This window comes from Labrys sp. WJW, from assembly GCF_001676615.1.
Taxonomy (GTDB): domain Bacteria; phylum Pseudomonadota; class Alphaproteobacteria; order Rhizobiales; family Labraceae; genus Labrys; species Labrys sedimenti.
The window spans coordinates 134388-155727 of sequence record NZ_LYXZ01000004.1; the positions used below are offsets into that span (position 1 = coordinate 134388).

Here is a 21340-nt window from a genome sequence, read left to right on the forward strand (position 1 = left end):
ACCGAACAGGCGGGACTCTACCGGAGGCGCTGTGATGACCTCGCCTCCGGTAGACGGCCTCTGCCACGCCACTACAAGCCGGCGAGCCAGGCCTTGGCCTGCTGGACATCGGCCTGCGTCAGGCCATGGCCGGTGGGTAGGGTCTCGTGGCGCACGGCCGCACCACGTTCCCTCAGAAGAGCGGCCAGCGTGCCAGCATCGGCAGCCGGCACGATCGGATCGGCGGCTCCGGAAAGCATCAGCACCGGCTTGCCCTCCAGATTCGCCGCAGGCGCCGATCGCAAGGGCGTCATCGGCCTGAGCAGGGCCGCCCCGGCCAGAGCCTGCGGGTGCAACAGCAGGAGTGCCGCGGCGATATTGGCACCGTTGGAAAAGCCCAGTGCGACGGGCGCCGCGAGGCCATAGGCTTCACGCGCCTCCGCAATGAAGCCTGCCAGTTCGGCGGCCCGCCGGCGCAGATCCTCTTCATCGAACACACCTTCGCTCAGGCGCCGGAAGAAGCGGGGCATGCCGTTTTCCAGCACCTTGCCGCGCGGGGAGATGAGGGCACTGCCGGGCGCGACGAGTTCGCCCAAGCCGATGAGATCGTTTTCATCGCCGCCCGTGCCGTGCAGGAGCAGGAGAGGCGGGCGCTTGGTATCCCGTCCCGGAACGAAGCGGTGGATATGCGACAATTGGGTTGTCATGGTCATGGTGATTGCCTCCTCGGATCGAGGGTGATGGGGATGTTCGGCGCTCCCGCCATATCGAGACGGGGCGCGGGGCAGAAAGCGCTTTAGGCCGCGCTTGGCTCCAGGCGTGGCAGGCTGGCTTCCAGCGCCGAACGACGGCGTTCGAGGAAAGCCGGCAGTTTCAGGGCTTCGCCGAGCGTCGATGCCGGCTCGTCCACGGCAAAGCCGGGAACATCCGTCGCGATCTCGAACAGGACATGGCCGGGTTCCCGGAAATAGACCGAGCGGAAATAGTTCCGGTCTTTCTGCTCCGTGGTGCGGATGCGGTGGTTCTCGGCAAGTTTACGCACCATTGCGGCCTCCTCGGCATCGTCGGCTGCACGAAAGGCGATGTGATGCACCGAGCCACCGCCGAGGCGGGCCGGCAGGTAACCGCTCGCCTCATTGATATCGACGATGCTGCCGGCTCCACCGTCTGGTACGCGATACCGCACCAGGCTGCCCTCGCGCCCGACCTCGCTGAAGCCGAAGACATCGGTGAGGATGGCGCCGGTCGGAGCTGCCTGCGCCAGCAGGAGGTTGACACCATGGAACCCGCGGATGGCGGCATCGGCAGGTATGCCGGCACCATTCCATCCAGCCTCGTTCTCGATGCCGGGCACGGCGACGAGCGCAAGGCGCATGCCATCCGGATCCTGGAAGGACAGCAGGGGCTCGCCGAAACGTCTGGTCAGCGGCTGATGGGCGACGCCATTCTCGACGAAGCGCTGCGTCCAATAGTCGATCGAACCTTCCGGTACCCGAAACACGGTTTCCTGCGTCTCGCCGAGTCCGATACGGCCGGGCGCAACGTGTTCCCAGGGAAAGAAGGTCAGGATGCTGCCTGGATGGCCGGCTTCGTCACCATAATAGAGATGATAGGTGCCGGGATCGTCGAAATTCACGGTCTTCTTGACCAGACGAAGGCCAAGTATGCGGGTGTAGAAATCGAGGTTGCGCTGGGCGGGGCCAGCAATGGCCGTGACGTGATGGATGCCTTTGCCGCTCATGGCGAAACTCCTTTCGGTTGGGAACGCCGGTTCCCTCGCCAATGAGATAGGTCCGATAGGGCAGGAATTGCCATTGCGCTGATGCAATGAAATGGTTGGGTGCCAGGCTATTGAATTGTCGAGGAGAAACGTAATATAGCTGCGGAATAGGTTGAAGATGACGCCAGGGAATTTGTCGTGGGGGACGGTTTTCCGAATTTGGCCTGGGACGATCTGCGTCTGGTAAAGGCGGTTGCCGATACCAGGAACCTGCCCGCGGCGGCCGCGCGCATCGGCATCGATCACTCGACCGCCTTCCGGCGGTTGCGCCAGATCGAACAGACGCTAGGCGTCACCCTGTTCGAAAAACACCGTACGGGCTACACGCTGACATCGGCGGGCGAAGACGTGGCGGGGCTGGCCGACCGCGTCGACGAGGACATCGTCTCGGTCCTGCGCAGGCTTGCCGGTAGCGAACTCGACCTTTCCGGCGAACTGCGCATAACCACCAACGATACCTTGCTGGTGGAGTTGCTGACGCCGCTGCTCGCCCGGTTCACACAGGCCTATCCGGGCATGCGGCTCGATGTGATCCTGTCGAATGCCGCGTTGAATCTGTCCAAGCGTGACGCGGATATCGCCATTCGTGCCTCCGACGCACCGCCGGACACGCTGGTCGGCCGGCGCGTCGCCCGCATCGGCTGGGCGCTCTATGGCAGGGTGGAGGATTTCCCCGAGCCCGGCTTGCCGGATCTGGAGACGCTGCATCGCCGGCGCTGGGTGGCGCTCGGCGACAATCTCGCCACGCTCAAGGCCGTGCGTTATGTCAAGGCTCACATCGCGCCGGAACGCATCGTCTATCGCGTCAATTCCGTACTCGGCCTCGCCGAGGCTGTCGAGGCCGGCATCGGCATCGGCCATCTGCCCTGTTTCATCGCTGGAACCCGGCCGGGGCTGCGGCGTATTGGACCGGTCAATCCGGATTTTGGAGCGGACCTCTGGCTACTCACCCATCCCGATCTTCGCGACGCTCCGCGCATTCGGGCGTTCCTCGATTTCCTCGCCGGCGAGATCGTGCGGCGACGGGCTTTCATCGAAGGTGCCTGACACCGCGGCAGTGATTTGGCCAAGACATCGGGCTGGCGTCATTGCAGCTTTAAAACGTCCTATCGAAGGATGGGAGTGTCAGCCGGAGGCTGACACGCCACATGTCTTGCGCGCCTTCATGCCAACGCGGCCGTCATGCTAGGTCCTCGTAATCGAGACACCGCCGTCGGCCAGCAGGGCCGTTCCCGTCACGAAGCTCGACAGGTCCGAGACCAGATAGAGCGCGGAACGGGCGATCTCCTCGGGCGTGGCCAGGCGCTTGAGGGCATGCAGCCCTTCGACGAAGGCGCGTGCCTCCGGTGTGTTGGAGACGCTTCGCCCCATCGGCGTATCCGTGCCGCCAGGCAACAGTGCATTGGCCCGAATGCCCTTGGCGCTGTATTCGGCGGCGATCACCTGGGTGAGGCCGATCAGGCCAGCCTTGCTGGCGGCATAGGCGGCCATGCCGGGAAAGCCGACGGTATGGCCGACAAAGGTCGAGGTGAACACCAGGGCGCCGCCGCCGCGCGACAGCATGGCGGGAAGCTGGTGCCGGGCTGCAAGGAAGGCGCTGGTCAGGTTGACATCGAGCGTATCGCGCCAGCTTTCAAGGGAGATTTCGGTCAGCGGCGCCATGTCGCCGGTGGTACCGGCGTTGTTGAAAGCAATGTCGAGCCCGCCGAAATGCCGCTGGGAGGCCTCGACCAAAGCGATCTGGTGGTCCTCGTCCCGGATGTTGCCGGGCACCGTGACAGCTTTTCCGCCGGCGGCCGCGATTTCGGCAGCGATTTTGTCGAGAGCATCCTGACGGCGCCCCGACAGGACGACGGCGGCGCCCTCGGCGGCAAACAGGCGTGCCGCCGCTTCGCCGATACCCGAGCTGGCACCGGTGATGATCGCGACCTTGTTTTCGAGTGTAGACCTCATGCCCGGAACCTCCAATTTGTTTGGGAGGTTCTTGTTCTCCGGGCATGACCCGATCGCGACCCGTTTCCTATGGTCCCGCTGCTTTCGGTCAATTCCTGTTTCCTGGGAAATCGACAAGCAGGAAAACGGGCGGCAAGACTGGTTGCGTCTATCCGCCCATCGGCATAACCGCTTGATGCGATCAAAACCCGAGAATGAACCTATGGTTTCTCTTCACTGCCGCTTCAGACCGATCGGCGCTATCCTGCTTGCGGGCCTTGCAGGCGGATTGTCGGCCACTTCCGTATCTGCGAGCGGGCAATTGCCGCCTCGTCCGGTTCCAGCCCAGCATTTCGCTGATTTCGAGACCTGCCTCGATCAATTGAAGACCGTTCAGAGGGCAGATATGGCAGGGGTGGCCGAGGGAGCGGTTGCCGATGGCGAAAACCGCACGCGCCAGAAACTGGTCGACGGCGACGGCATCGTGCGTGTCGGCGCGCAAAAAGCACGCTACCAGGCCCGTGTCGGCAACCAGTTCCGCGTCACCGATCGCCAGAAGGGCGTCATCGAGACGACTTTCAGCTATGAAGACACCACCCTCGAATGCCAGGGCGGCGAACTTACGGGGAGCGTGACCTCGGGCTATATGCTGCCGGGCGTGGAACAATTGCCCGAAGCCGCCAAGCCGCAGTGATGCGGCTCCAAAGCGAATAGCGCGTCGACCGAGGCGTTATTCGCTCTTGCGGTCACTGGCGCAAGGTGGCGCCTTCGGCGGCCTTGCTCGCAGCTTCCTCTCGCGAGGCAACATTGAGGACGCGCAGCAGCAGCGAGACATGGTTTCGCACCGTGAAGGGCGAGATGGCCAGCGCCCTGGCGATCTCCTTGTTCGACTTGCCCTGGACGATCAGGTCTAGGATGTCCTGCTGGCGAGGGGTGAGAACCGGGGTCAGGTGCAGGGCCTGGTCCGGGCCAGCCCAGGTCTCGAGTGCCGAGACCATCTGCTCGGCAGATACCAGCTTGCCGTCGGCGCCGCCCGGCTGGGCCGTCAGCAGGAAAATCGTGGCATTGGGGAAGTGTCGGCGCAATTGCGCCAGCGCATCCTCGCCATCCATTTCAATGATCGCCATGATGGCGCGGCGGATGTCGACGGGAGGGGCGGAGGAGGAAGACGTCAAAGCAATGTGTCTCAATCGAAATGTCCCAGTCATCGCGGTGCGGCGATTTCGGTGAAGCGATTTCCTGGCGGATACCGAACCTGCGACCTTGCTTGCTCTCCTTCTGTCATGCCTCCACATGGCCGTCTGTTCCGCACGTGACTCCGGAACAGACCCGCCGCCTTGCTCTCTTGGCTCGGCCCTCGCGCCAGGCCGGCGATCAACGGCTCAATCGTCGTTTTCGGAAGTGAGTTCCTCCGGCCGAAGGCCGGATTGGCGCCCCCCGAGGCGCAAGCGCAGGCCCGGCCCGTTGCCATCGTCCTCCAGGAACTGGATGCCCGCTTCTTCGAAGGCAAGGCGCATGGCCGCCAAGTCCTGCCTCTGCGGTACTCGTCCGCCCTTTTCAAACTCGGCAATGATGACTTTCGGCACGCCGGAGCGCTTCACCAGATCGGCAACGTCGAAATCCAGGAGTGCGCGGGCAGCGCGGCTGAGAGAAGGGGTGAGGGACATTGTGAACGCCTCATGCGAATGAACAGGCCAATATTTGGCAGCAACCGGCCTTAACAGGAGATGTAGGAAGCGATTCGGCTATTTTCAAGGTTGGCCGTAAAAAGCCTTCTACGCGGGATTTGAAGTCAAATAACTCAACGATTGCTTGAGTTTAGTCCGAAATGTGGAAACTTAAAACCCGCATTCCGGAGCTTCTATGAAGGGTTCCAAGGGTCTCTTTTTGTTGGGTTGAATGTTGGGTTGACATGTTTTTCGGGTTATGCTTCCTCTGCGGAAACTAACCCCGATGAGACTACCAATGGCGAGAAAAATCAACAAGCTTCACCCCCTCACGATCAAGCAGCTGACCGAGCCTGGACGGCATGCCGATGGCAACGGATTGTACCTGGTCATAACCAAAGCCGGCACGCGCAATTGGTCCTTCATGTATCGGCACGCCGGCAAGCTCCGCGAGATGGGAATCGGCCCTACCAGCACCGTCACACTTGCCGAGGCGAGGCGCCGAGCCGGTGAGTTGAGGCTGGCCGTCCTTGATGGCCGCGACCCGATTGCAGAGCGTGAGGCGGCACGCGAAGAGGTGGCCGCAATCGAGAAGGTCAAGAACCTGCCGACGTTCCGGCGCGAGGCCGAGGCGTATGTCGCCGCGCACCGGTCAGCTTGGCGGAACGAGTACCACGGCACGCAATGGCTCTCCGGCGTCGACCTGCACTGCGCGCCTATCAATGACATGCCGGTCGATCAGATCGGAGTCGACGAGGTGCTGGCGGTACTGCAACCCATATGGGGCCGCATCCCTGCGAGAGCCTCTCGCATCCGCGCCCAAATCGAGCAGGTGCTCGACGCCGCCAAGGTCAAAGGACTCCGCTCCGGTGAGAACCCGGCACGTTGGCGCGGCAACCTCCGGCACCTGCTGCCGGCGATCCCCAAGCTTGTCCGCGGCCATCTGGAAGCCATGCCCTACGCCGACGTCCCGGCCTTCATGGCTAAGCTCGCCACGGTCCGCGGCGTGAGCGCCGATGGCTTGGCGTTCCTCATCCTGACGGGGGTGCGAACGAAGGAGTGCATGGGCGCTCGCTGGCATGAACTCGACCTCAAGGGTGGACTCTGGACCATCCCCAAAGAGCGTATGAAGGCGAACCGGGAGCACCGAGTCCCGCTCTCCGCGCAAGCCTTGGAAATCCTGCGGCGGCGCTATGCGGCACGTAAAACCGATGACGGCTGTGTGTTCCCCGGCTGGGGTCGCACCGATGCCCGTCCGCTCTCCCAGCCGGCCTTCATCATGCTCTTGCGCGGCATGGGGATCAAAGGCCCGACACCGCACGGCTTCCGTTCCAGCTTCCGCGACTGGGCGGCCGAAGAGACGCACCATAGCCGTGAGACGGCCGAGGCGGCTCTTGCGCATCAGGTAGGCGACGCGACGGAAAGAGCCTACCGGCGCGCCGACGCCTTAGAGAAACGCCGCACGCTTATGCAAGACTGGGCCGATTACATCCTGCCGCCTACCGTTCCTCAAGCCGCCGAGCCCGAAACGCACGCCTTCGAGGCGCTCCTTTAACCCATGAAAAAACCGCCGCCCGGTGGCGATCCCGGACGGCGGCAATAGTTGAAAGATGGAAGAAATGTCTCTAGCACCTTCCCTTACGGAAAGCAAGCCCGAAGCCCTCGATCTGACGGTCCGAGCCTTCGAAAGCCGGAACGATTCCACCGGTCAGGATCTCACACTCTCATGGCCTGAATTCTGCAGGCGCATTGCCAAGCCCCGCATCGGTAAGACCTCGGCCGCGCAATACATGGCCTTGCCTGGCACCGGCAAACCCGGACAAGAGACCCGCACCACGCACAAAGACGTCGGAGGCTTCATCGCCGGTCGATGTGCAGGCGGGCGCACGAAAGACGATGTGAAGGATCGTTGTCTTGTGACGCTCGACGTCGACCATGGTGCGCCGCTTGGGGAGTTCCATCACCTGATGGGCGGTGCCGGTGTCAGCGGTGCGTTGCTATCTCATGAATGGATGGCGCACACCACGCGCACGCACACGGCTGACGAGCCGAAGTTTCGGATTCTCATTCCCTTGGGCCGGCCAGTATCGCCCGTTGAGTACGAACTGCTTGCCGAGATGCTCGCTGACACATTGTTGTCGACCGTCGAGGATTCCCGAGCCGCGATCGACTCGACCTGCTTCCGGCCGACGCAATTCATGTTCTGGCCTTCCCGCAATACCGACGGCGAATTCTGGACAGAGCATAACCGCGGCTCGTTGGTCGACCCTGATGAGTATCTGGCCGACGTCAGCGCTGCCGAGCTGAAGGAACGCCAGCGCGTTTATGAAATGAAGTTGCCTGACCCTCGCGAAAAGGAGGGGGCAATCGGCACGTTGTGCACCCTCTTCACCCTCGCCGACGGCATCCGGTATTTCAACCTACCGTACACGCCGACCCGGCAGCGCAACCGCTGGAGCTATGCGCACGGCAGCGGGACAGACGGCGCAGTGCTTTACGATGGCGGCCTCTATCTCAAATCCTACCATGAGTCCGATCCGGCCAATAACGGCCATTGCTTCCATCTCTATGACCTGGTGAGCATTCATCGATACGGGCGTACCGATGCACACAAGGAAATGCTGGAGCTTTGCCGTCACGACCCAAAGATTGGGTCGCACCTGCCCGAAGAGTACCGGCCGTTTGATGCTGACGCGGCATTCGATGACGAAGGCCCGGAGCGCAACGCGACCGACTTCGCGCACCTACTCGACGACGAGCCCGCAAAGCCTGCCGTCCCCGGCTATGTCGCGAAGCTCAACAAGACGTACGCGCACATCATCAATGGATCGAAGCGCTACATGTTCCGCGATCGACCGGACGGCGGATTCGACTTGTTGACCATGGACGCCTTCCACGGCCTGTTGGAAAACAAGCCAAAGGTGCGCGCGGAAGGCCATCGGGACACTTCCCTTTCCGAAGCATGGCTGTCGCACCCCAAGCGCCGCGAGTATGAGTACGGTTTGACGTTCGAGCCCGGCAAGCCGGAAACCCCCGGCAAGTTCAATCTATGGCGCGGATGGCGCGTCACCCCCGATCCCGATGCGAGCAAGTGCAAACTGATCCTGGCCCACATGCGGGACGTCATCTGCAACGGCAACGAAGGGTACTATCGCTATTTGCTCGCATGGTGCGCGCACATGGTCCAGAAGCCCGAGCAGAAGCCCGGCGTCGCAGTCGTGCTCAAGGGCTTGAAGGGTATCGGCAAGGATACGTTCGGCTACTACCTGCGCGACCTTATGAACCGTACCCACTATTTCATGACGTCGCAACCGGATCAGATCACCGGTAAGTTCAATGCGCACCTTGAGGGGAAGCTCCTGTTCCACCTCGAGGAAGGGTATTGGGCCGGCGACAAAAAGGCCGAAGGCGTGATCAAGAGCCAGATCACCGCGCCGAACATGCCGATCGAGCGCAAGGGCGTCGACACGATCATGATGCCGAGTTGCCTGCGCATCCTGATTTCCAGCAACGAGTCATGGGTCGTGCCGGCGACGGAGGATGATCGCCGTTGGTTCATCCTCAACGTGTCGGCAAGGCGGAAAGAAGACGCCGCCTATTTCCGCGCGCTCAATGAGGAGCTCGACGGCGAAGGCCCTGCCGCTTTGCTTCACTACCTGCAACACCACGACTTTTCGGACGTCGACATTCGCAACCCTCCGAAGACGGATGCGCTTGCCGAGGAAATCGAGGCCGGTAAGCAAGGCATTGAAGCGTGGTGGGCGGAAGTGCTTGCCGATGGCGAGTTATACAACGGTGTGGCCATAAGCGGCTGGCCGGGTGGCGAGGGCGAAGTCAGGTCTAACGCGCTCTACAACAACTATCGCGCCTGGATGGACGAGCACGAGCGTCACCGGCGCAAGCTCCCGAAGGAAACGTTCGGCAGGCAACTGCGCAAGATCGCACCGGTGAGATCGGCGAATGTCGGTGGGGGAGGGCGCGAACAATATCGCGTCTATCGCTTCGCACCCTTGGAAGAGTGCCGTGAGTACGGAGGCAAACGCCAATGACTCTTGTTTGGCAATCGCCTCGCTGCACCTTGTACGTGCAGCAAGCCCCGATACGTGCAGCAGCTAAGTCGTTGAAAATAAAAGGTTGCTGCACGTTCTGCACGTTCTGCACTCAAAAACTGAGTCGCTTTCATGAGCGTGTGTGCGAGCGCGTATGTGCGCATACGAATGTGTGCGGGCATGTGCGTAAGACTCTATTTCTACCTGTAGAACATGCAGAACGTGCAGCAACCTTTATAAATCAATCACTTAGGCGCTGCACGTTGGATAAGCCTACGTGCAGCAACGTGCAGCAAATGGCTTTTTCACCCTCAAACAAGGTGCAACTTGCAAGCTGCAATGACCATCGCATACGGCAAGTCATTGATATCGTTGCCGATCTCCCGTGGGGGTCGATGGGTCCTTGGTTGGGCCGGTCGCCTGCGGGGCACGCTGAGCCCCGGCTTTTCGGAATTTCCAATTTTTTCAGGATCAGGATTCCAACCACATGAGCCTTGAGCAAAATTTTCGGCATGAGACTGCCTTCGATCATCTTTTGGGCGATACCCCACCCCCGGCAAGCAAAAAGCGCGCAACGGTACGATCAGGAATGCCCCTAGGATCGACAGCGGAGCCCCATGGCAGGCAAGTCGACCCTTCCGAAGGGAATGACACATGGAAGAAAAAGAAGCCGTCCACGGCCTTACTGACGAAAGAGCAATTTTCCGGCCTTGTCGGCTGTACAATTCGGCAAATCAGTAAACTGATCGCCGAGGGTGTGCTGACACTCGACACTCAAGGCCGGCTCGAACTCTACGGCAGCGTAAAAAGCTATTGCCAACGCCTGGTAGGCATTGCTTCCCAGCGGCAAGACGCGACCTTGCAGAAAGCGAAGATCCGTCAGACTGAAGCCGCGGCCGAAAAGATCGAAATCGAGAACAAGAAGAAGCTCGGTGAGTACCTGGACGTTGCCGAGGTTGAGTCCGAGTGGAGCGGAATCTTGCGTGACCTTCGCGCTCGCATGCTGGCCGTGCCGTCTCGAGTTGCTCAACGCCACGGCACGCTCAACAATCACACCGTCGACATGATCGATCGGGAAATCAGAGATGCTTTGACGGAGTTGGGCAATGCGAAGTGAAGCCTTACAACGAGTCCGAACCGCCGCCCTCCGCAATCTCATCCCGCCGCCCAAGATCGACCTGCCGACATGGGTTGAGGAAAACATCCGCCTGCCGGACTCGGTTGCCGCGCTACCCGGCCCGCTCAAGCTGACAAAACCCCAGCGCGGAGTCCTTGAGGCGATGGGGGATCCGGACATAGAGCGACTGACTTGGGTCAAGCCGGTGCGCATTGGTGCGTCGACCGCCTTAACCGCCTTCGTCGGCGCCCATGTTCACAACGAGCCCGCGCCGATCATGGTGCTTTTGCCGACTGAGGATGATTGCAGACGGTACGTCACAAGCGACGTTGAGCCGATTTTCCAAGCCTCACCGACTCTGCGCGGCTCGCTTACCGGTGAGTTGGTGGAGGGGCGCAACACCCTGCTTTCCCGCCGCTTCCCTGGCGGTTCGCTCAAAATCGTCGCGGCCAAAGCCCCTCGCAACTTGCGAGCTCACAACGTCCGAATCCTGCTGGTCGACGAGTGCGACGGTATGGAGAACACGACGGAAGGCTCGCCGATTCTCCTGGCCGAAAAGCGCACCCTCTCCTTTGCGAACCGCAAGATCGTGCTGGCGAGCACGCCGACCTATGAGGAAAGCGGCCACATTCTGCGCGCTTACCGGGAGTCGGACCAACGAGTCTTTGAGCTCCAGTGCCCACATTGTTCGGGGCGGTTCGAGGCCCTCTGGCGCCACGTGCGCTGGCCGGAAGGCGAGCCCGAAAAGGCGTTCATGGTCTGCGATAGCGGATGCGTGATCGAGGAGTCGGAAAAGCCCGCCATGGTCGAGAATGGCCGTTGGCGCGCGACACGGCCGGAAGTCAAAGGCCATGCGGGATTCAAGTGCAACGCGCTGATTTCGAACCTGCACAACGCCCGTTGGTCTGTGCTTGTGAAGGAATTCCTTGCGGCAAAACGCGGCGGTCCGGACCAATTGCAAACTTGGACCAACACAATCCTTGCGGAAGGCTGGAAAAACGCCGTCGAAGAAGTGAGCGAAACCGAACTGGCTTCACGGGCCGGCAATTTCGGCCTGACTGACATCCCTGCCGAGGTGCTTGTCGTGACCGCAGGAGTCGACGTCCAGCGGGACCGGCTCGAGGTGTCGTTTATTGGCCACGGTAAGGACAATACCGTTTTCGTGCTTGGCCATAACGTCATTTGGGGCTCGCCGGCCGACGACTCCACGTGGGCCGAGCTCGACGAGCTATTGCGCACGACCTGGCCGCACAAGAAAGGCGGTACGTTGCGAGTGGATGCCGCCGCCGTCGATGCCGGCGACGGTGTGACGATGGACCGCGTGCTTGCCTTCTGTCACCCGCGCTGGTCTCGCAAGATCGTTCCCATCAAAGGCGTTGCCGGCACACGGCCTGCCATCGAGGTGTCGAAAACCCGGGGTTCGCGACTCTGGATCCTCGGCGTAGATGGCGTCAAGCAGAACGTAATTCGGCGGTTGGCAGGCGGGCAGGGGATCCAGTTCAGCAACACCTTGCCGGCCCGATGGTACGAGGAAGTGACTTCGGAGCGCCTCGTCGTGCGCTATCAGCGCGGATTCCCGATACGCCAATGGGAACGGATTCCCGGTCGGGCTGCCGAGTGCTTGGACTGTCTGACCTATGCCGTCGCGGTGCGCGGTATTGTCGGTCAGAACTTGGAACGGCGGGAACAAGATCTTTCGAGTGCTGGACACCCTGCGCCTAGGCAACCTATGGTTATTCGATCGCGGTGGATGTCCCGTTGACGGGGGCAATTCCGCTGAGGGGGAAAACATGTCTGACGTCTGGAAGGTGGGTGATGTCGCTTGGCGTGCTGGTACAAGTGCACCCCATATGACGATAGTTGCAATCGACGGCGAGCGTGCACAATGCACGTGGACAACCCCGAGACGCAAAGTCATGCGCGAATGGATTCCGCTCGCCGCCCTAATCAAGCCTATTATTACCGGCCCGATGCGAGTTTGGTTTTGATCTTCAGGTCAGAACACTCGCTACCGGTAAGCAGGTTTTGGAGCTTGCGGCCGATTTCGCTGTAGACTCGTTCGCGAAGGTTCAACAGGTCCTCAGATTTGCCGCGTGAATCCTCGCGTTCCGCGAGTCTGTCCAGAAACTCGAAGTCCTCCTGGAACGCGGCAAGGAGTTGCTCACGGGTTTCGTTGGTTACAGTCATTTGGTGTCCTCCGTTGTTGAGAACACGATGGTTGACCTTGTCGTGTGATTTGGCAAATCACGTTTTTCGGTAGAAACGGTACGGAAATCAACTAAAAATCAACTGACCGCTTGCGTAGTCTGAAGGTTTTATATTCACCGGCCCATTGTTTACAGGCCGGATAGAACTGACAGGCTTCCCAATAAGCCCGCTTTAGCGGCCAGGTGCGCAATCTCACGAAGTCTCGCAGCTTGCCCATGAAACTGCCTGGGTGCTCACACATCCGAGGCGCTCGCACCCAAGCCGGAATCGCCGGTACCGCCTCGCCGGGTGTTCGCCAATTTTGAAACAGCTTCGCCATTGATCGCCGCGCTCCAATTCACATCATAGGTTTGTATAATAAAGTCTCTCTCAATGCAACGAGACTATAAACTCAACTGATGCTTGATTTGTTCTATGAATTATTACCTGTTGGCAACGCTTTGACTCTATTACCTTGCGGAAGTATCTAGGATTCCAAGACAAGAGGGATCGAGATGCTTGAATCCGACACGCCGCTCGCACAAGAGCACCGCAACGGCGGCACCGACTACCGACGCGCCGACGCGATTGCCGTGCTGGTTGCTTCGGGGCTCGGCCTGAAAACCGCGACAAGCCGCTTCGACAACATGGCCCGGACCGGCTTGCTGCAAGGTACCGTAGCCGACCCCGATGACGGGCGCGGCGCGCGTGCTCTCCGGCTCGTCGATTGCGCTGCGGCCGTCATGTTCTCCGGTCTGATCAATGCCGGCATCGCCGACAAGCAGCTCATGGCGATGGCATCCATGGCCTTGTATCGCTGGCCGGCCGCCGCCGAGCCGACGACGCCGATTCCGCTCGCCCAAGCCATTTTCGACGACGCCCACGGCATGCCGTGGGCGCTGGAGCTGCAGCTAGGCCGCAACGTCGAGACTGGCGAGCGTCTGATTAATTCTGCCTTCCACAAGATGGGCGAGCCTGCCGTTTGGTTGGATCCGACCATGTTCGACCGGCCCGACTACATGCCGGTGGCAAGCCTGATGCTGCCGACTGCCGGCCCGTTCATGGCCTTCGCCCGCCTGACAAAAGGGGCGATGCATTGAACCTCTTTGATCGCCTCCGCCGCACGGCTGCCGCATGGATCGCCCCGACTGGCCGTCGCAGCTTCGATTCCCCCGGCCGGCCGTGGACGAATTACACGTCGGTCCGACAGATCAATGCCGAGATCGGCGCGACCGCTGGCAATCTCGCCGGTAAAGCCCAAGCGCTCTATTTGACGAATCCGCTGGTCCTGAACGGCGTCGAGAATCTCATTGCTGAGATGATCGGCCCCGGCATCCGGCCCGCACCGATCCATGACGACCCGGAGGTACGCGCCGAGGCTCTCGGCCGTTGGGATCGCTACGCGCCGCGTTTCGACTTTGAAGGCTTGTCGGACGCCTACGGTTTTCAGACTCGCCTCATGCGGTCCGTGATCCTCACCGGCGACGGTTTTGCTGTCCGCAAGCTGGGCTCGCCGGATCTCCGCTGGCACTTGCTCGATAGCGCCCAAGTTGATCGCACCCTTACGCGTGAGTTGCCCGACGGCAATTCGATCGTGCAAGGCGTCGAATTCAACGCTGCCGGCCATCGCGTTGCCTATTGGATTTCGCCCCGGCCAGCCGCGACGATCTTCGAGTCATGGGCCCAGCCGGTACGTGTCGACGCGGCGGAGGTGCTCCACGTTTTCAAGCCGTTGTTGCCCGGCCAGGTGCGCGGAATCTCATGGGCCTCAAGCGTAGTCGGGACTGCAGCCGAGCTGACAAAGCTTATGGAAGCGCTCGTGATGGCCGCCAACGTTTCGAGCATGTTTGTCGGCGCGATCACGACCGAAACCGACTTTGCCGGGCCGGACGACGACCCGATCGGTGACGCATCAACACCCAGTCTCGAGCCCGGCACGATGCTAAGGCTCAAAGGCGGCCAGCGGGTCACCTTTTCCAGCCCCCAGCAATTGAATGCGGCCGTCGATATTCTACGGGCCGAGGTGCGCGCGATCGGCGCCGGCCTTGGCGTGCCGGCGTTCTTGGTCGACGGCGACCTGTCGACGGCGAATTATTCGAGCCTCCGCGCGGGTCTCATCCCGCTGAGGCGCAAGAATGAGGCGTTCATCTACGGCACGCTCGTTCCGCAATTCTTGAATGCCGTTTGGTCCGCCTGGTCGCTGATCGAAGAGCTCGAAGGCCGGCCGACGCCGCGCACCTGCGAGTGGATTGCACCGGCCGCCTGGCAGGTCGACCCGCAGAAGGCTGTCGACGCCGACGTTGCCGAGATCGACGCGGGGCTTGCCTCCCGTCGCGAAAAGGTCGCGGCCCGCGGCTGGTCTGTCGAACAGATCGACGATGAACGCGCCGCTGATGCTGCCCGTGAAAAAGAGCTCGGCCTGTCCAAGCCGGCACCGGCCGCCCCCAAAGACAACGGAGTCCAGAATGCACTTCAAACGTAGCGCCGTGTTCAAAACCGTGCGGCACCGATCAAGTGCCGGCGCGAGCAGTTTCGACGCTGAGACGTTGACGATCACGGCCGTGATCGCCTCGCAACCGGCACCGGTGAAACGGTCCGATACCCGCGGCCCGTACGAAGAGCGACTCGACTTTACGGGTGTAGACTTTGGTGCGCTTGCGGGCCTGCCGCTCTTGAACGCCCATAGGTCAGGTAAGGCGGAAGACTCCATTGGTGAGGTGCTGTCCGCTCACTTGGAAGGCGATCTTGTCGTCGCGCAGATCCGCTTGTCTGGTGCCGATGACGTGGCGCCGGTACGCCAACGCGCGGCCGACAAGATCCTGCATTTCAGCATCGGGTATACGGCTGCCAACATCGTCAAGACGGTGCGCGCCGGCATGCGAGTCCGAACGATCACACCCTCAATCCACGAAGTCTCGACCGTGCCGCTCCCGGCCGATCGAAAAGCCAAACAAAGGAGTGGCACCATGGATCCCGAAGATAATGACGTCGTCGAGCTGACCGCCGAAGAGGTGACTCAGATCCGCAATTGGGCCGACTATGCCGGCCTCGCGCGCGAACAGGTGGAAGATGTACTCGACGCCGCCGAGGATATCGAAAGCGCCCGCGAGCTCATTCGAGCCGCACAGCAGGAGCGCAACGCCACGGCCCGCCGCATCACCTCGGTACGCGCCCAGCCGCACGATGATCCGGACGCGGTCCTGGCACTGCGCACCGAGGCTCTTGCCTGCCGTGCTCTCGGCGGTACGCCCAGCGATGCCGCTCGCGCCTTCATGCACGATCGCCTGTCCGACCATGCTGCCGGTCTGCTTCGGGCTCGCGGCGAGACGGTGCGCGCCGGTGAAAGCCCGGAAGCAATCCTGACTCGCGCTGCCCAGCATACCATCAGCAACTTCCCGGCGCTCCTGGCCGGCGTCGGCAATCGAGCCCTCACGGCAGGATTCACGCCGGCCTTGTCGCCGCTGCGCAACCTGGCACGACAGGGGACGCGCCCTGATTTCCGGCCCAGCACTCAGCTTCGCACCGGTGAGCTCGGCATGCTGCAGAAGGTCAGCGAATCCGGTGAGATCAAGAGCGATACGAGGGTCGAGGAGTCGGAAGGTTTCGCGATCGATACTTATGCCAGCATGTTCTCGCTGTCGCGCAAGGCGATTCTCAATGACGACTTGGGCGCATTCGCCTCCTGGGGTCGCGATGCCGGCCAGGCAGCGGCCGCGACGGAGAATGCTCTTGTGGTTGCCATGCTGACGAAGGCCAGCGGTTCCGGGCCTGTCATGGGCGACGGCAAGACGCTCTTCCACGCCGACCACGGCAACATTGCCAGCGGTACGCTGCCGACAACCCCGGAAGAACTCATCGGGCTGCTTTCCGCGGCGCGCCTTGCCATGCGGAAGCAGGTCGGAGTCGACGGCAAGACGATCATTTCCGTGTCGCCGAAAACGCTCGTTGTTCCGGCCGAACTGGAAACGATCGCAGAGGCTGCGCTGACTCTGATCGCCGCCGCAAGGGCCGATGACGTCAACGTATTCGGCGGGAAGCTGTCGCTTGCCGTTGAGCCGCGGATTACCGGCCGCTTCTATCTGGTCGGTGATTACAGCCCGATCGAAGTCGCCTATCTGGCGTCCGCGCCGGGCCCGCAGATGGCTTCGCGCGAAGGGTGGGACGTGCTCGGACAGGAGTTCCGTGTCGTGCTCGATTTCGGATGCGGCGTCACCGACTGGCGCAACATCTATCAGGAAAGCCTGGCCTGATGCCGAGCCCGGATGAAATCCGCACTTGGCGGGACGCGCTGATTCAGGCGCGTCTCTCCGGGGTGCGCGAAGTGCGCGACGCTGACGGAAAAACCATCCGGTATGCCACGGACTCAGAAATGGCCGCGGCCATCCGGTCCGCCGACAAAATGCTCGCCGGGGCTTCCCGGCAAGCGCCCAGCTTCAAACGCATCACGACGAGTTCAAAAAGGATCGACCGATGAAAAACTTTGTCCAACGCGGTGAGACAATCACCATTCCGGCAACTGCCGACTATGCCAGCGGCGACGTTGTGATCGCGGGCGCCCTGGTAGGTGTGGCAGGCGGTGACGCTGCAACCGGCGATGACGTCGACGTGTCGCTGACGGGCGTGTTCAATCTGCCCAAGGTCAGCGCGCTCGCGATCGCCATCGGAGATACGCTCTATTTCGACGCGGCCACCAAGCTGGTGAACAAGACGGCCAGCGGCAACACCAAAATCGGTGTGGCTGTGACCGCCGCCGCCAACCCGTCCGCTGCCGTCGACGTCCGGCTGGTGCCTTCGATTTAAGGGAAGTTTCGAGCCGGGGGTTTTCGCCATTTGGACCGGCTTGATGAACGTGAGCGGTGTTGGACTCATCCTCTTCCGCCGCTCACAAGGGGCCCGCCTCATGTTTTGCGAGGGCGTGAGGCGGGCCTTATTTCAGCCGATGCAATCTCAAGTTTTTGGGTTGGTGTTGCGTAGGCGGCGCTGCTAAAAATTAAAGTGTAATTGTTTCAATATCTTAGGTCATTTTTTCGCGGGAGATGTAGGAAACAGCGAGGCGTTCGGCCAGTTCATCCATCAAGATCGCAGGGAAGTGTTTCCTCGGCGGATGCGATTCCTGAATCGATTTCGATGCTGTAGAGGAGGGCCCTGACTTTTCAAGGAAGGACACTCCCATGGTCAAGCGTCTCCATCCCGGCGCGCGTTTCTGCAAGGCGGTCGTCGCCAACGGCATCGTCACCACGGCCGGCATCACCGCTGCCGATACCAGCGGCGACACCACCGCGCAGACCGCCGACATCCTGGCGCAGATCGATGCCCTGCTGGCCGAAGCCGGCAGCTCGAAGGCGAACCTGCTCACGGCCAGCATCTGGCTGCGCGACATCGCTCATTTCGGCCAGATGAATGCCGTCTGGGACAAGTGGGTCGACATGAACAATCTGCCCGTTCGCGCCACCGTGGAAGCTCGCCTGGCCACGCCGGAACTGCTGGTCGAGATCCAGGTCACCGCCACGGCTTGATCGCCCTCGCTGAGGCGATCCTTTTTCATTGCCGGGCTCGACCCGGCAACCCAGCTCCCAGGCGTCGAAGGCGGGGGCCGCAGGATGCCCGGGTCAAGCCCGGGCATGACAAAAGTGGCGTTTCAGCCTTTTCCAGGCCAGGCCCTAGCTCCGCGCCACGCGGGCATAGGCGTCCGCAGACATCCATTCGCCATTCTCGATCGGACGGCCCAGGAAAGCGCTGAAATAGCGTTTCATGTCCGTTCTGTCGCTGGCATCGGGGCGTGCGGCCAGCAGGCGCCAAGTCTGCATGATGTGGCCATGCGTGAAAATGGAGATGCGATCGAGCCCAAGCGCTTCTATGCGACGGGCCGTGGCCCTGACACGCTCCAGCATCCGGGCAAAAGATTCGGCGCCGGGACCGTCGACCCGCTCCGGATCGGCAAGGCGCCAATAGGCTTCGACCAGCGGGCGACGCTGCTCCATCGTGGTATTTGCGCAGCGAACAGGCGACAGATAGGTAAATTCCTGCACCGGCCAGGTTTCGATCGGCGTCGCCGAGAAACGCTCGGCCGTCGGCGCGGCTGTCTGGCGCGCGCGCAGATAGGGCGACACCACGATCAATTCCGGGTCCCGTTCGAACCTGGCCGCCACCTCACGGGCCTGCTGCCATCCGGTTTCGGTAAGCGGCGCCGAGGAGGCGTCCTTGCTTGCAGCCCCCGCATTGCCAGTGCTTTCGCCATGGCGGATCAGCCAGAGCTCACGCGCCATGCCGCCTCCAGCAAACCGGCGGGGGAACGGCTCTCACTCGAATTCCTCAAACGGACGTCGAAGCCGGTCTTCCCGCGTGACCTGGCGGGCGTTGAGCTTGATTTCACAGCCATCGCAGATGTCCGGCCGAGCCGTGAAAGCCTTGGATGCCTTGTCGTTGGCATCCGGAGCCCATTGTGAAGCGGGATTTCCCAAGGCCGGCGCCTTGCCGGTCGCAGCAACTGGTTTCTTGTGCCTGGGTTGCTCCACAGTCAGGTCCGGCAGTGCGAATTCCTCTGCCAGGACGGAGCTGCCCAGCAGCGGCAGGAGGAGGAGTGCAGTGCAGGCGGACAGCTTCATCGGAGAGCCTCAGCATCAGGCCTTGCCAGCACGACAAGATCGGACGAGTCGACGGCAATATTCCAGCATAACACGCACTCGGCAAGGGGAGAGCCTTTCGCCAAGCGAGGCCCTTCAACACGGTTCTTGCCTTGCGCCCGGCCTTGTGGCTTGCTCCGTCGCAAGCAATGACAAGGAGCGACCAATGCCTGATCCGACACTCTGGGGACTGTTCGTTCTCGCATCGGTCACGTTGCTGCTGACGCCTGGACCGGCGGTGCTGTTCATCGTGGCGCGCTCGGTCGAGCGGGGCAAGGTCGCGGGCCTGGTTTCGGTCCTCGGCATCCATCTCGGCACCATCGTCCATATCGTCGCTGCGGCGGTCGGGCTTTCGGCCTTGGTCGTTTCCTCGACCCTGGCCTTTTCCGTGGTCAAATATCTGGGCGCTGCCTACCTGATCTGGATCGGCGTCCGCACGCTGATGGCGCCGGACCTGCCGCCGGAGATCTCCGCCAGATCGACCAAACCGCTGCATCGGCTCTTTCAGGAAGGCTTCATCGTCAACCTGTTCAACCCGAAGACCGCGATCTTCTTCCTGGCCTTCCTGCCCCAGTTCGTCGATCCGGCCCGGGGCGCTCTGCATTGGCAGATCCTCGTGCTCGGCTTCACCTTCATGGGGCTCGGCATGCTGAGTGACGCCATGTTTGCACTGGCAGCCGGCGCGGCGGGGGATTTCCTACGCCGCAGCCGCGGGTTCCTGCGGTTTCAGCGCTGGTTCGCCGGCTTGTCCTTCATCGGTCTGGGCGTGACGGCAGCGCTGGTTTCGCGAAAATAGGACGCGGTGGCGCGCAGCATTGCTGCATCGGCAACGGGAGATCGACCTCGATCATGGTTGCGGATGTGGCTGCAGGCCAGCATGCAGGGCGCCTCTTATCGATTTCATCGACGGATAGGTTCTATCGAACTCGACTATTCGGACGGGCCGCCCCGTGCCAGCATTGCTTCCACCGACGGCCGCCTGCCGGTGTGTCGAGGCGGATTGGACAAGCGTGAGGCTGCATCATGGGCGAGTTGATCGGCGGACAATGGCATCGCACAACTCCCTCGAAGCTGATGGCTGACGGCCGGTTGAGGCGGCCGCCCTCCGTCTATCGCAACTGGATCTCCTCCCAGGCAGATGCGCCCTTCAAGCCCGAAGCCGGGCGCTACCACCTCTATGTCTCGCTGGCCTGTCCCTGGGCGCACCGCACCCTGATCATGCGCAGCCTCAAGGGGCTGGAGGGACTGATCGACATCTCCATCGTCAACTGGCTGATGGGAGAGGATGGCTGGAGCTTCGATCCGGGCCCCGGCGTGGTGCCGGACAGCGTGAACGGCGCGGCCAAGCTTCACGAAATCTATACACTCGGCGATCCCGGTGCCACCACGCGCGTCACCGTGCCCGTCCTGTGGGACAAGCAGAGCCGGCGCATCGTTTCCAACGAATCCGCCGAAATCATCCGCATGTTCAATTCGGCTTTCGACGGCATCGGGGCGAGACCGGGCGACTTCTACCCGCATGAGCTCCGCACGGAGATCGATGCCGTCAACGAGCGCATCTATGAAAGCTTGAACAACGGTGTCTACAAGGCAGGCTTCGCCACCACGCAAGCCGCCTATGAGGAGGCCGCAGGGGCCGTCTTCGAGACCCTGGATTGGCTGGAGCATCGGCTCTCGCGACAGGCATTCCTCTTGGGCGAGCGCCTGACGGAGGCCGACATCCGCCTGTTCACGACATTGCTGCGCTTCGACCCGGTCTATCACGGCCACTTCAAATGCAATCGGCGCAGGATCGCCGATTACCCCGCGCTTTGGGACTATACACGGTTGCTTCAACAGCATCGGCTGATCCGGCCGACCATCGCCATGGATCACATCAAGAAGCACTATTATGCCAGCCATGCCTGGATCAATCCGAGCCGTATCGTGCCTCTCGGTCCCGATCTCGACTATGACGCACCCGTTTCCAGTCTGCGTGCGTCAGCGAGCCGCGCCGCGTGAGATCT

General features: G+C 61.8%; 22 protein-coding genes. 14 read left to right on the forward strand and 8 right to left on the reverse strand.

Annotated features, from left to right (window positions below; genetic code table 11):
* Window positions 1–71: 71 nt before the first annotated feature.
* Window positions 72–692: an alpha/beta hydrolase gene (locus BA190_RS03795; RefSeq protein WP_068282778.1), complete on the reverse strand. Its 621-nt coding sequence runs from the start codon at window positions 690–692 to the stop codon at window positions 72–74.
* Between the two features lie 83 nt (window positions 693–775).
* The gene (locus BA190_RS03800) at window positions 776–1720 is read right to left on the reverse strand and encodes a ring-cleaving dioxygenase (RefSeq protein WP_068282781.1); all 945 of its coding nucleotides are present in this window, start codon (window positions 1718–1720) and stop codon (window positions 776–778) included.
* Window positions 1721–1897: 177 nt separating this feature from the next.
* Between BA190_RS03800 and BA190_RS03805 the strand changes: the two genes are divergently transcribed.
* Complete coding sequence (locus BA190_RS03805) at window positions 1898–2806, forward strand: LysR family transcriptional regulator (RefSeq protein ID WP_068282784.1); 909 nt, start codon at window positions 1898–1900, stop codon at window positions 2804–2806.
* A gap of 138 nt (window positions 2807–2944) precedes the next feature.
* On the opposite strand, the gene BA190_RS03810 is transcribed toward BA190_RS03805, so the two are convergent.
* Window positions 2945–3712 (reverse strand): SDR family oxidoreductase, encoded by a 768-nt coding sequence (locus tag BA190_RS03810; RefSeq protein ID WP_068282787.1) that lies wholly within the window; start codon window positions 3710–3712, stop codon window positions 2945–2947.
* Between the two features lie 385 nt (window positions 3713–4097).
* Here BA190_RS03810 and BA190_RS03815 point away from each other — a divergent pair, with 385 nt between their 5' ends.
* Window positions 4098–4385, forward strand: a complete 288-nt coding sequence (locus BA190_RS03815) for a hypothetical protein (protein ID WP_068282790.1) — start codon at window positions 4098–4100, stop codon at window positions 4383–4385.
* Window positions 4386–4437: 52 nt separating this feature from the next.
* On the opposite strand, the gene BA190_RS03820 is transcribed toward BA190_RS03815, so the two are convergent.
* Window positions 4438–4866: a response regulator transcription factor gene (locus tag BA190_RS03820; protein ID WP_068282793.1), complete on the reverse strand. Its 429-nt coding sequence runs from the start codon at window positions 4864–4866 to the stop codon at window positions 4438–4440.
* Between the two features lie 207 nt (window positions 4867–5073).
* Window positions 5074–5358, reverse strand: a complete 285-nt coding sequence (locus tag BA190_RS03825) for a hypothetical protein (protein ID WP_068282796.1) — start codon at window positions 5356–5358, stop codon at window positions 5074–5076.
* Between the two features lie 298 nt (window positions 5359–5656).
* Here BA190_RS03825 and BA190_RS03830 point away from each other — a divergent pair, with 298 nt between their 5' ends.
* The 4 genes from BA190_RS03830 (at window position 5657) to BA190_RS03845 (ending at window position 12286) form a co-directional block, all read left to right on the forward strand.
* Complete coding sequence (locus BA190_RS03830) at window positions 5657–6913, forward strand: site-specific integrase (protein WP_068282799.1); 1257 nt, start codon at window positions 5657–5659, stop codon at window positions 6911–6913.
* A gap of 64 nt (window positions 6914–6977) precedes the next feature.
* Window positions 6978–9407: a DUF5906 domain-containing protein gene (locus BA190_RS03835; protein ID WP_068282802.1), complete on the forward strand. Its 2430-nt coding sequence runs from the start codon at window positions 6978–6980 to the stop codon at window positions 9405–9407.
* 487 nt (window positions 9408–9894) lie between these two features.
* Complete coding sequence (locus BA190_RS03840; protein ID WP_156771350.1) at window positions 9895–10524, forward strand: hypothetical protein; 630 nt, start codon at window positions 9895–9897, stop codon at window positions 10522–10524.
* Complete coding sequence (locus BA190_RS03845; RefSeq protein WP_068282807.1) at window positions 10514–12286, forward strand: phage terminase large subunit family protein; 1773 nt, start codon at window positions 10514–10516, stop codon at window positions 12284–12286. The genes BA190_RS03840 and BA190_RS03845 overlap by 11 nt, the downstream gene beginning before the upstream one ends.
* 197 nt (window positions 12287–12483) lie before the next feature.
* Here BA190_RS03845 and BA190_RS03850 read toward each other — a convergent pair whose 3' ends face one another.
* On the reverse strand, window positions 12484–12711 hold the full coding sequence (locus tag BA190_RS03850) for a hypothetical protein (RefSeq protein ID WP_068282810.1): 228 nt from the start codon (window positions 12709–12711) through the stop codon (window positions 12484–12486).
* Window positions 12712–13226: 515 nt separating this feature from the next.
* Here BA190_RS03850 and BA190_RS35670 point away from each other — a divergent pair.
* The 6 genes from BA190_RS35670 (at window position 13227) to BA190_RS03880 (ending at window position 18227) form a co-directional block, all read left to right on the forward strand.
* Complete coding sequence (locus BA190_RS35670) at window positions 13227–13811, forward strand: hypothetical protein (protein ID WP_068282813.1); 585 nt, start codon at window positions 13227–13229, stop codon at window positions 13809–13811.
* On the forward strand, window positions 13808–15193 hold the full coding sequence (locus BA190_RS03860; RefSeq protein ID WP_162275043.1) for a phage portal protein: 1386 nt from the start codon (window positions 13808–13810) through the stop codon (window positions 15191–15193). The genes BA190_RS35670 and BA190_RS03860 overlap by 4 nt, the downstream gene beginning before the upstream one ends.
* Window positions 15177–16961 (forward strand): Mu-like prophage major head subunit gpT family protein, encoded by a 1785-nt coding sequence (locus tag BA190_RS03865; RefSeq protein WP_068282816.1) that lies wholly within the window; start codon window positions 15177–15179, stop codon window positions 16959–16961. Before BA190_RS03860 ends, BA190_RS03865 begins: the two co-directional genes overlap by 17 nt.
* The gene (locus BA190_RS03870; RefSeq protein ID WP_068282819.1) at window positions 16961–17185 is read left to right on the forward strand and encodes a phage head-tail joining protein; all 225 of its coding nucleotides are present in this window, start codon (window positions 16961–16963) and stop codon (window positions 17183–17185) included. Before BA190_RS03865 ends, BA190_RS03870 begins: the two co-directional genes overlap by 1 nt.
* A complete protein-coding gene (locus BA190_RS03875; RefSeq protein WP_068282822.1) occupies window positions 17182–17511 on the forward strand; it encodes a DUF2190 family protein in 330 nt (109 codons plus the stop codon). The genes BA190_RS03870 and BA190_RS03875 overlap by 4 nt, the downstream gene beginning before the upstream one ends.
* A gap of 371 nt (window positions 17512–17882) precedes the next feature.
* Window positions 17883–18227 (forward strand): RidA family protein, encoded by a 345-nt coding sequence (locus tag BA190_RS03880; protein WP_068282824.1) that lies wholly within the window; start codon window positions 17883–17885, stop codon window positions 18225–18227.
* Window positions 18228–18371: 144 nt separating this feature from the next.
* Here BA190_RS03880 and BA190_RS03885 read toward each other — a convergent pair whose 3' ends face one another.
* Together BA190_RS03885 and BA190_RS03890 are read right to left on the reverse strand one after the other, a co-directional pair.
* Window positions 18372–18977, reverse strand: a complete 606-nt coding sequence (locus BA190_RS03885; protein ID WP_068282826.1) for a histidine phosphatase family protein — start codon at window positions 18975–18977, stop codon at window positions 18372–18374.
* Window positions 18978–19010: 33 nt separating this feature from the next.
* Complete coding sequence (locus BA190_RS03890) at window positions 19011–19316, reverse strand: hypothetical protein (RefSeq protein ID WP_068282829.1); 306 nt, start codon at window positions 19314–19316, stop codon at window positions 19011–19013.
* A 184-nt stretch (window positions 19317–19500) separates the two neighbouring features.
* Here BA190_RS03890 and BA190_RS03895 point away from each other — a divergent pair, with 184 nt between their 5' ends.
* Together BA190_RS03895 and BA190_RS03900 are read left to right on the forward strand one after the other, a co-directional pair.
* Complete coding sequence (locus BA190_RS03895; protein ID WP_068282832.1) at window positions 19501–20130, forward strand: LysE family translocator; 630 nt, start codon at window positions 19501–19503, stop codon at window positions 20128–20130.
* 227 nt (window positions 20131–20357) lie between these two features.
* Window positions 20358–21335 (forward strand): glutathione S-transferase family protein, encoded by a 978-nt coding sequence (locus tag BA190_RS03900; RefSeq protein WP_068282835.1) that lies wholly within the window; start codon window positions 20358–20360, stop codon window positions 21333–21335.
* Window positions 21336–21340: the final 5 nt, after the last annotated feature.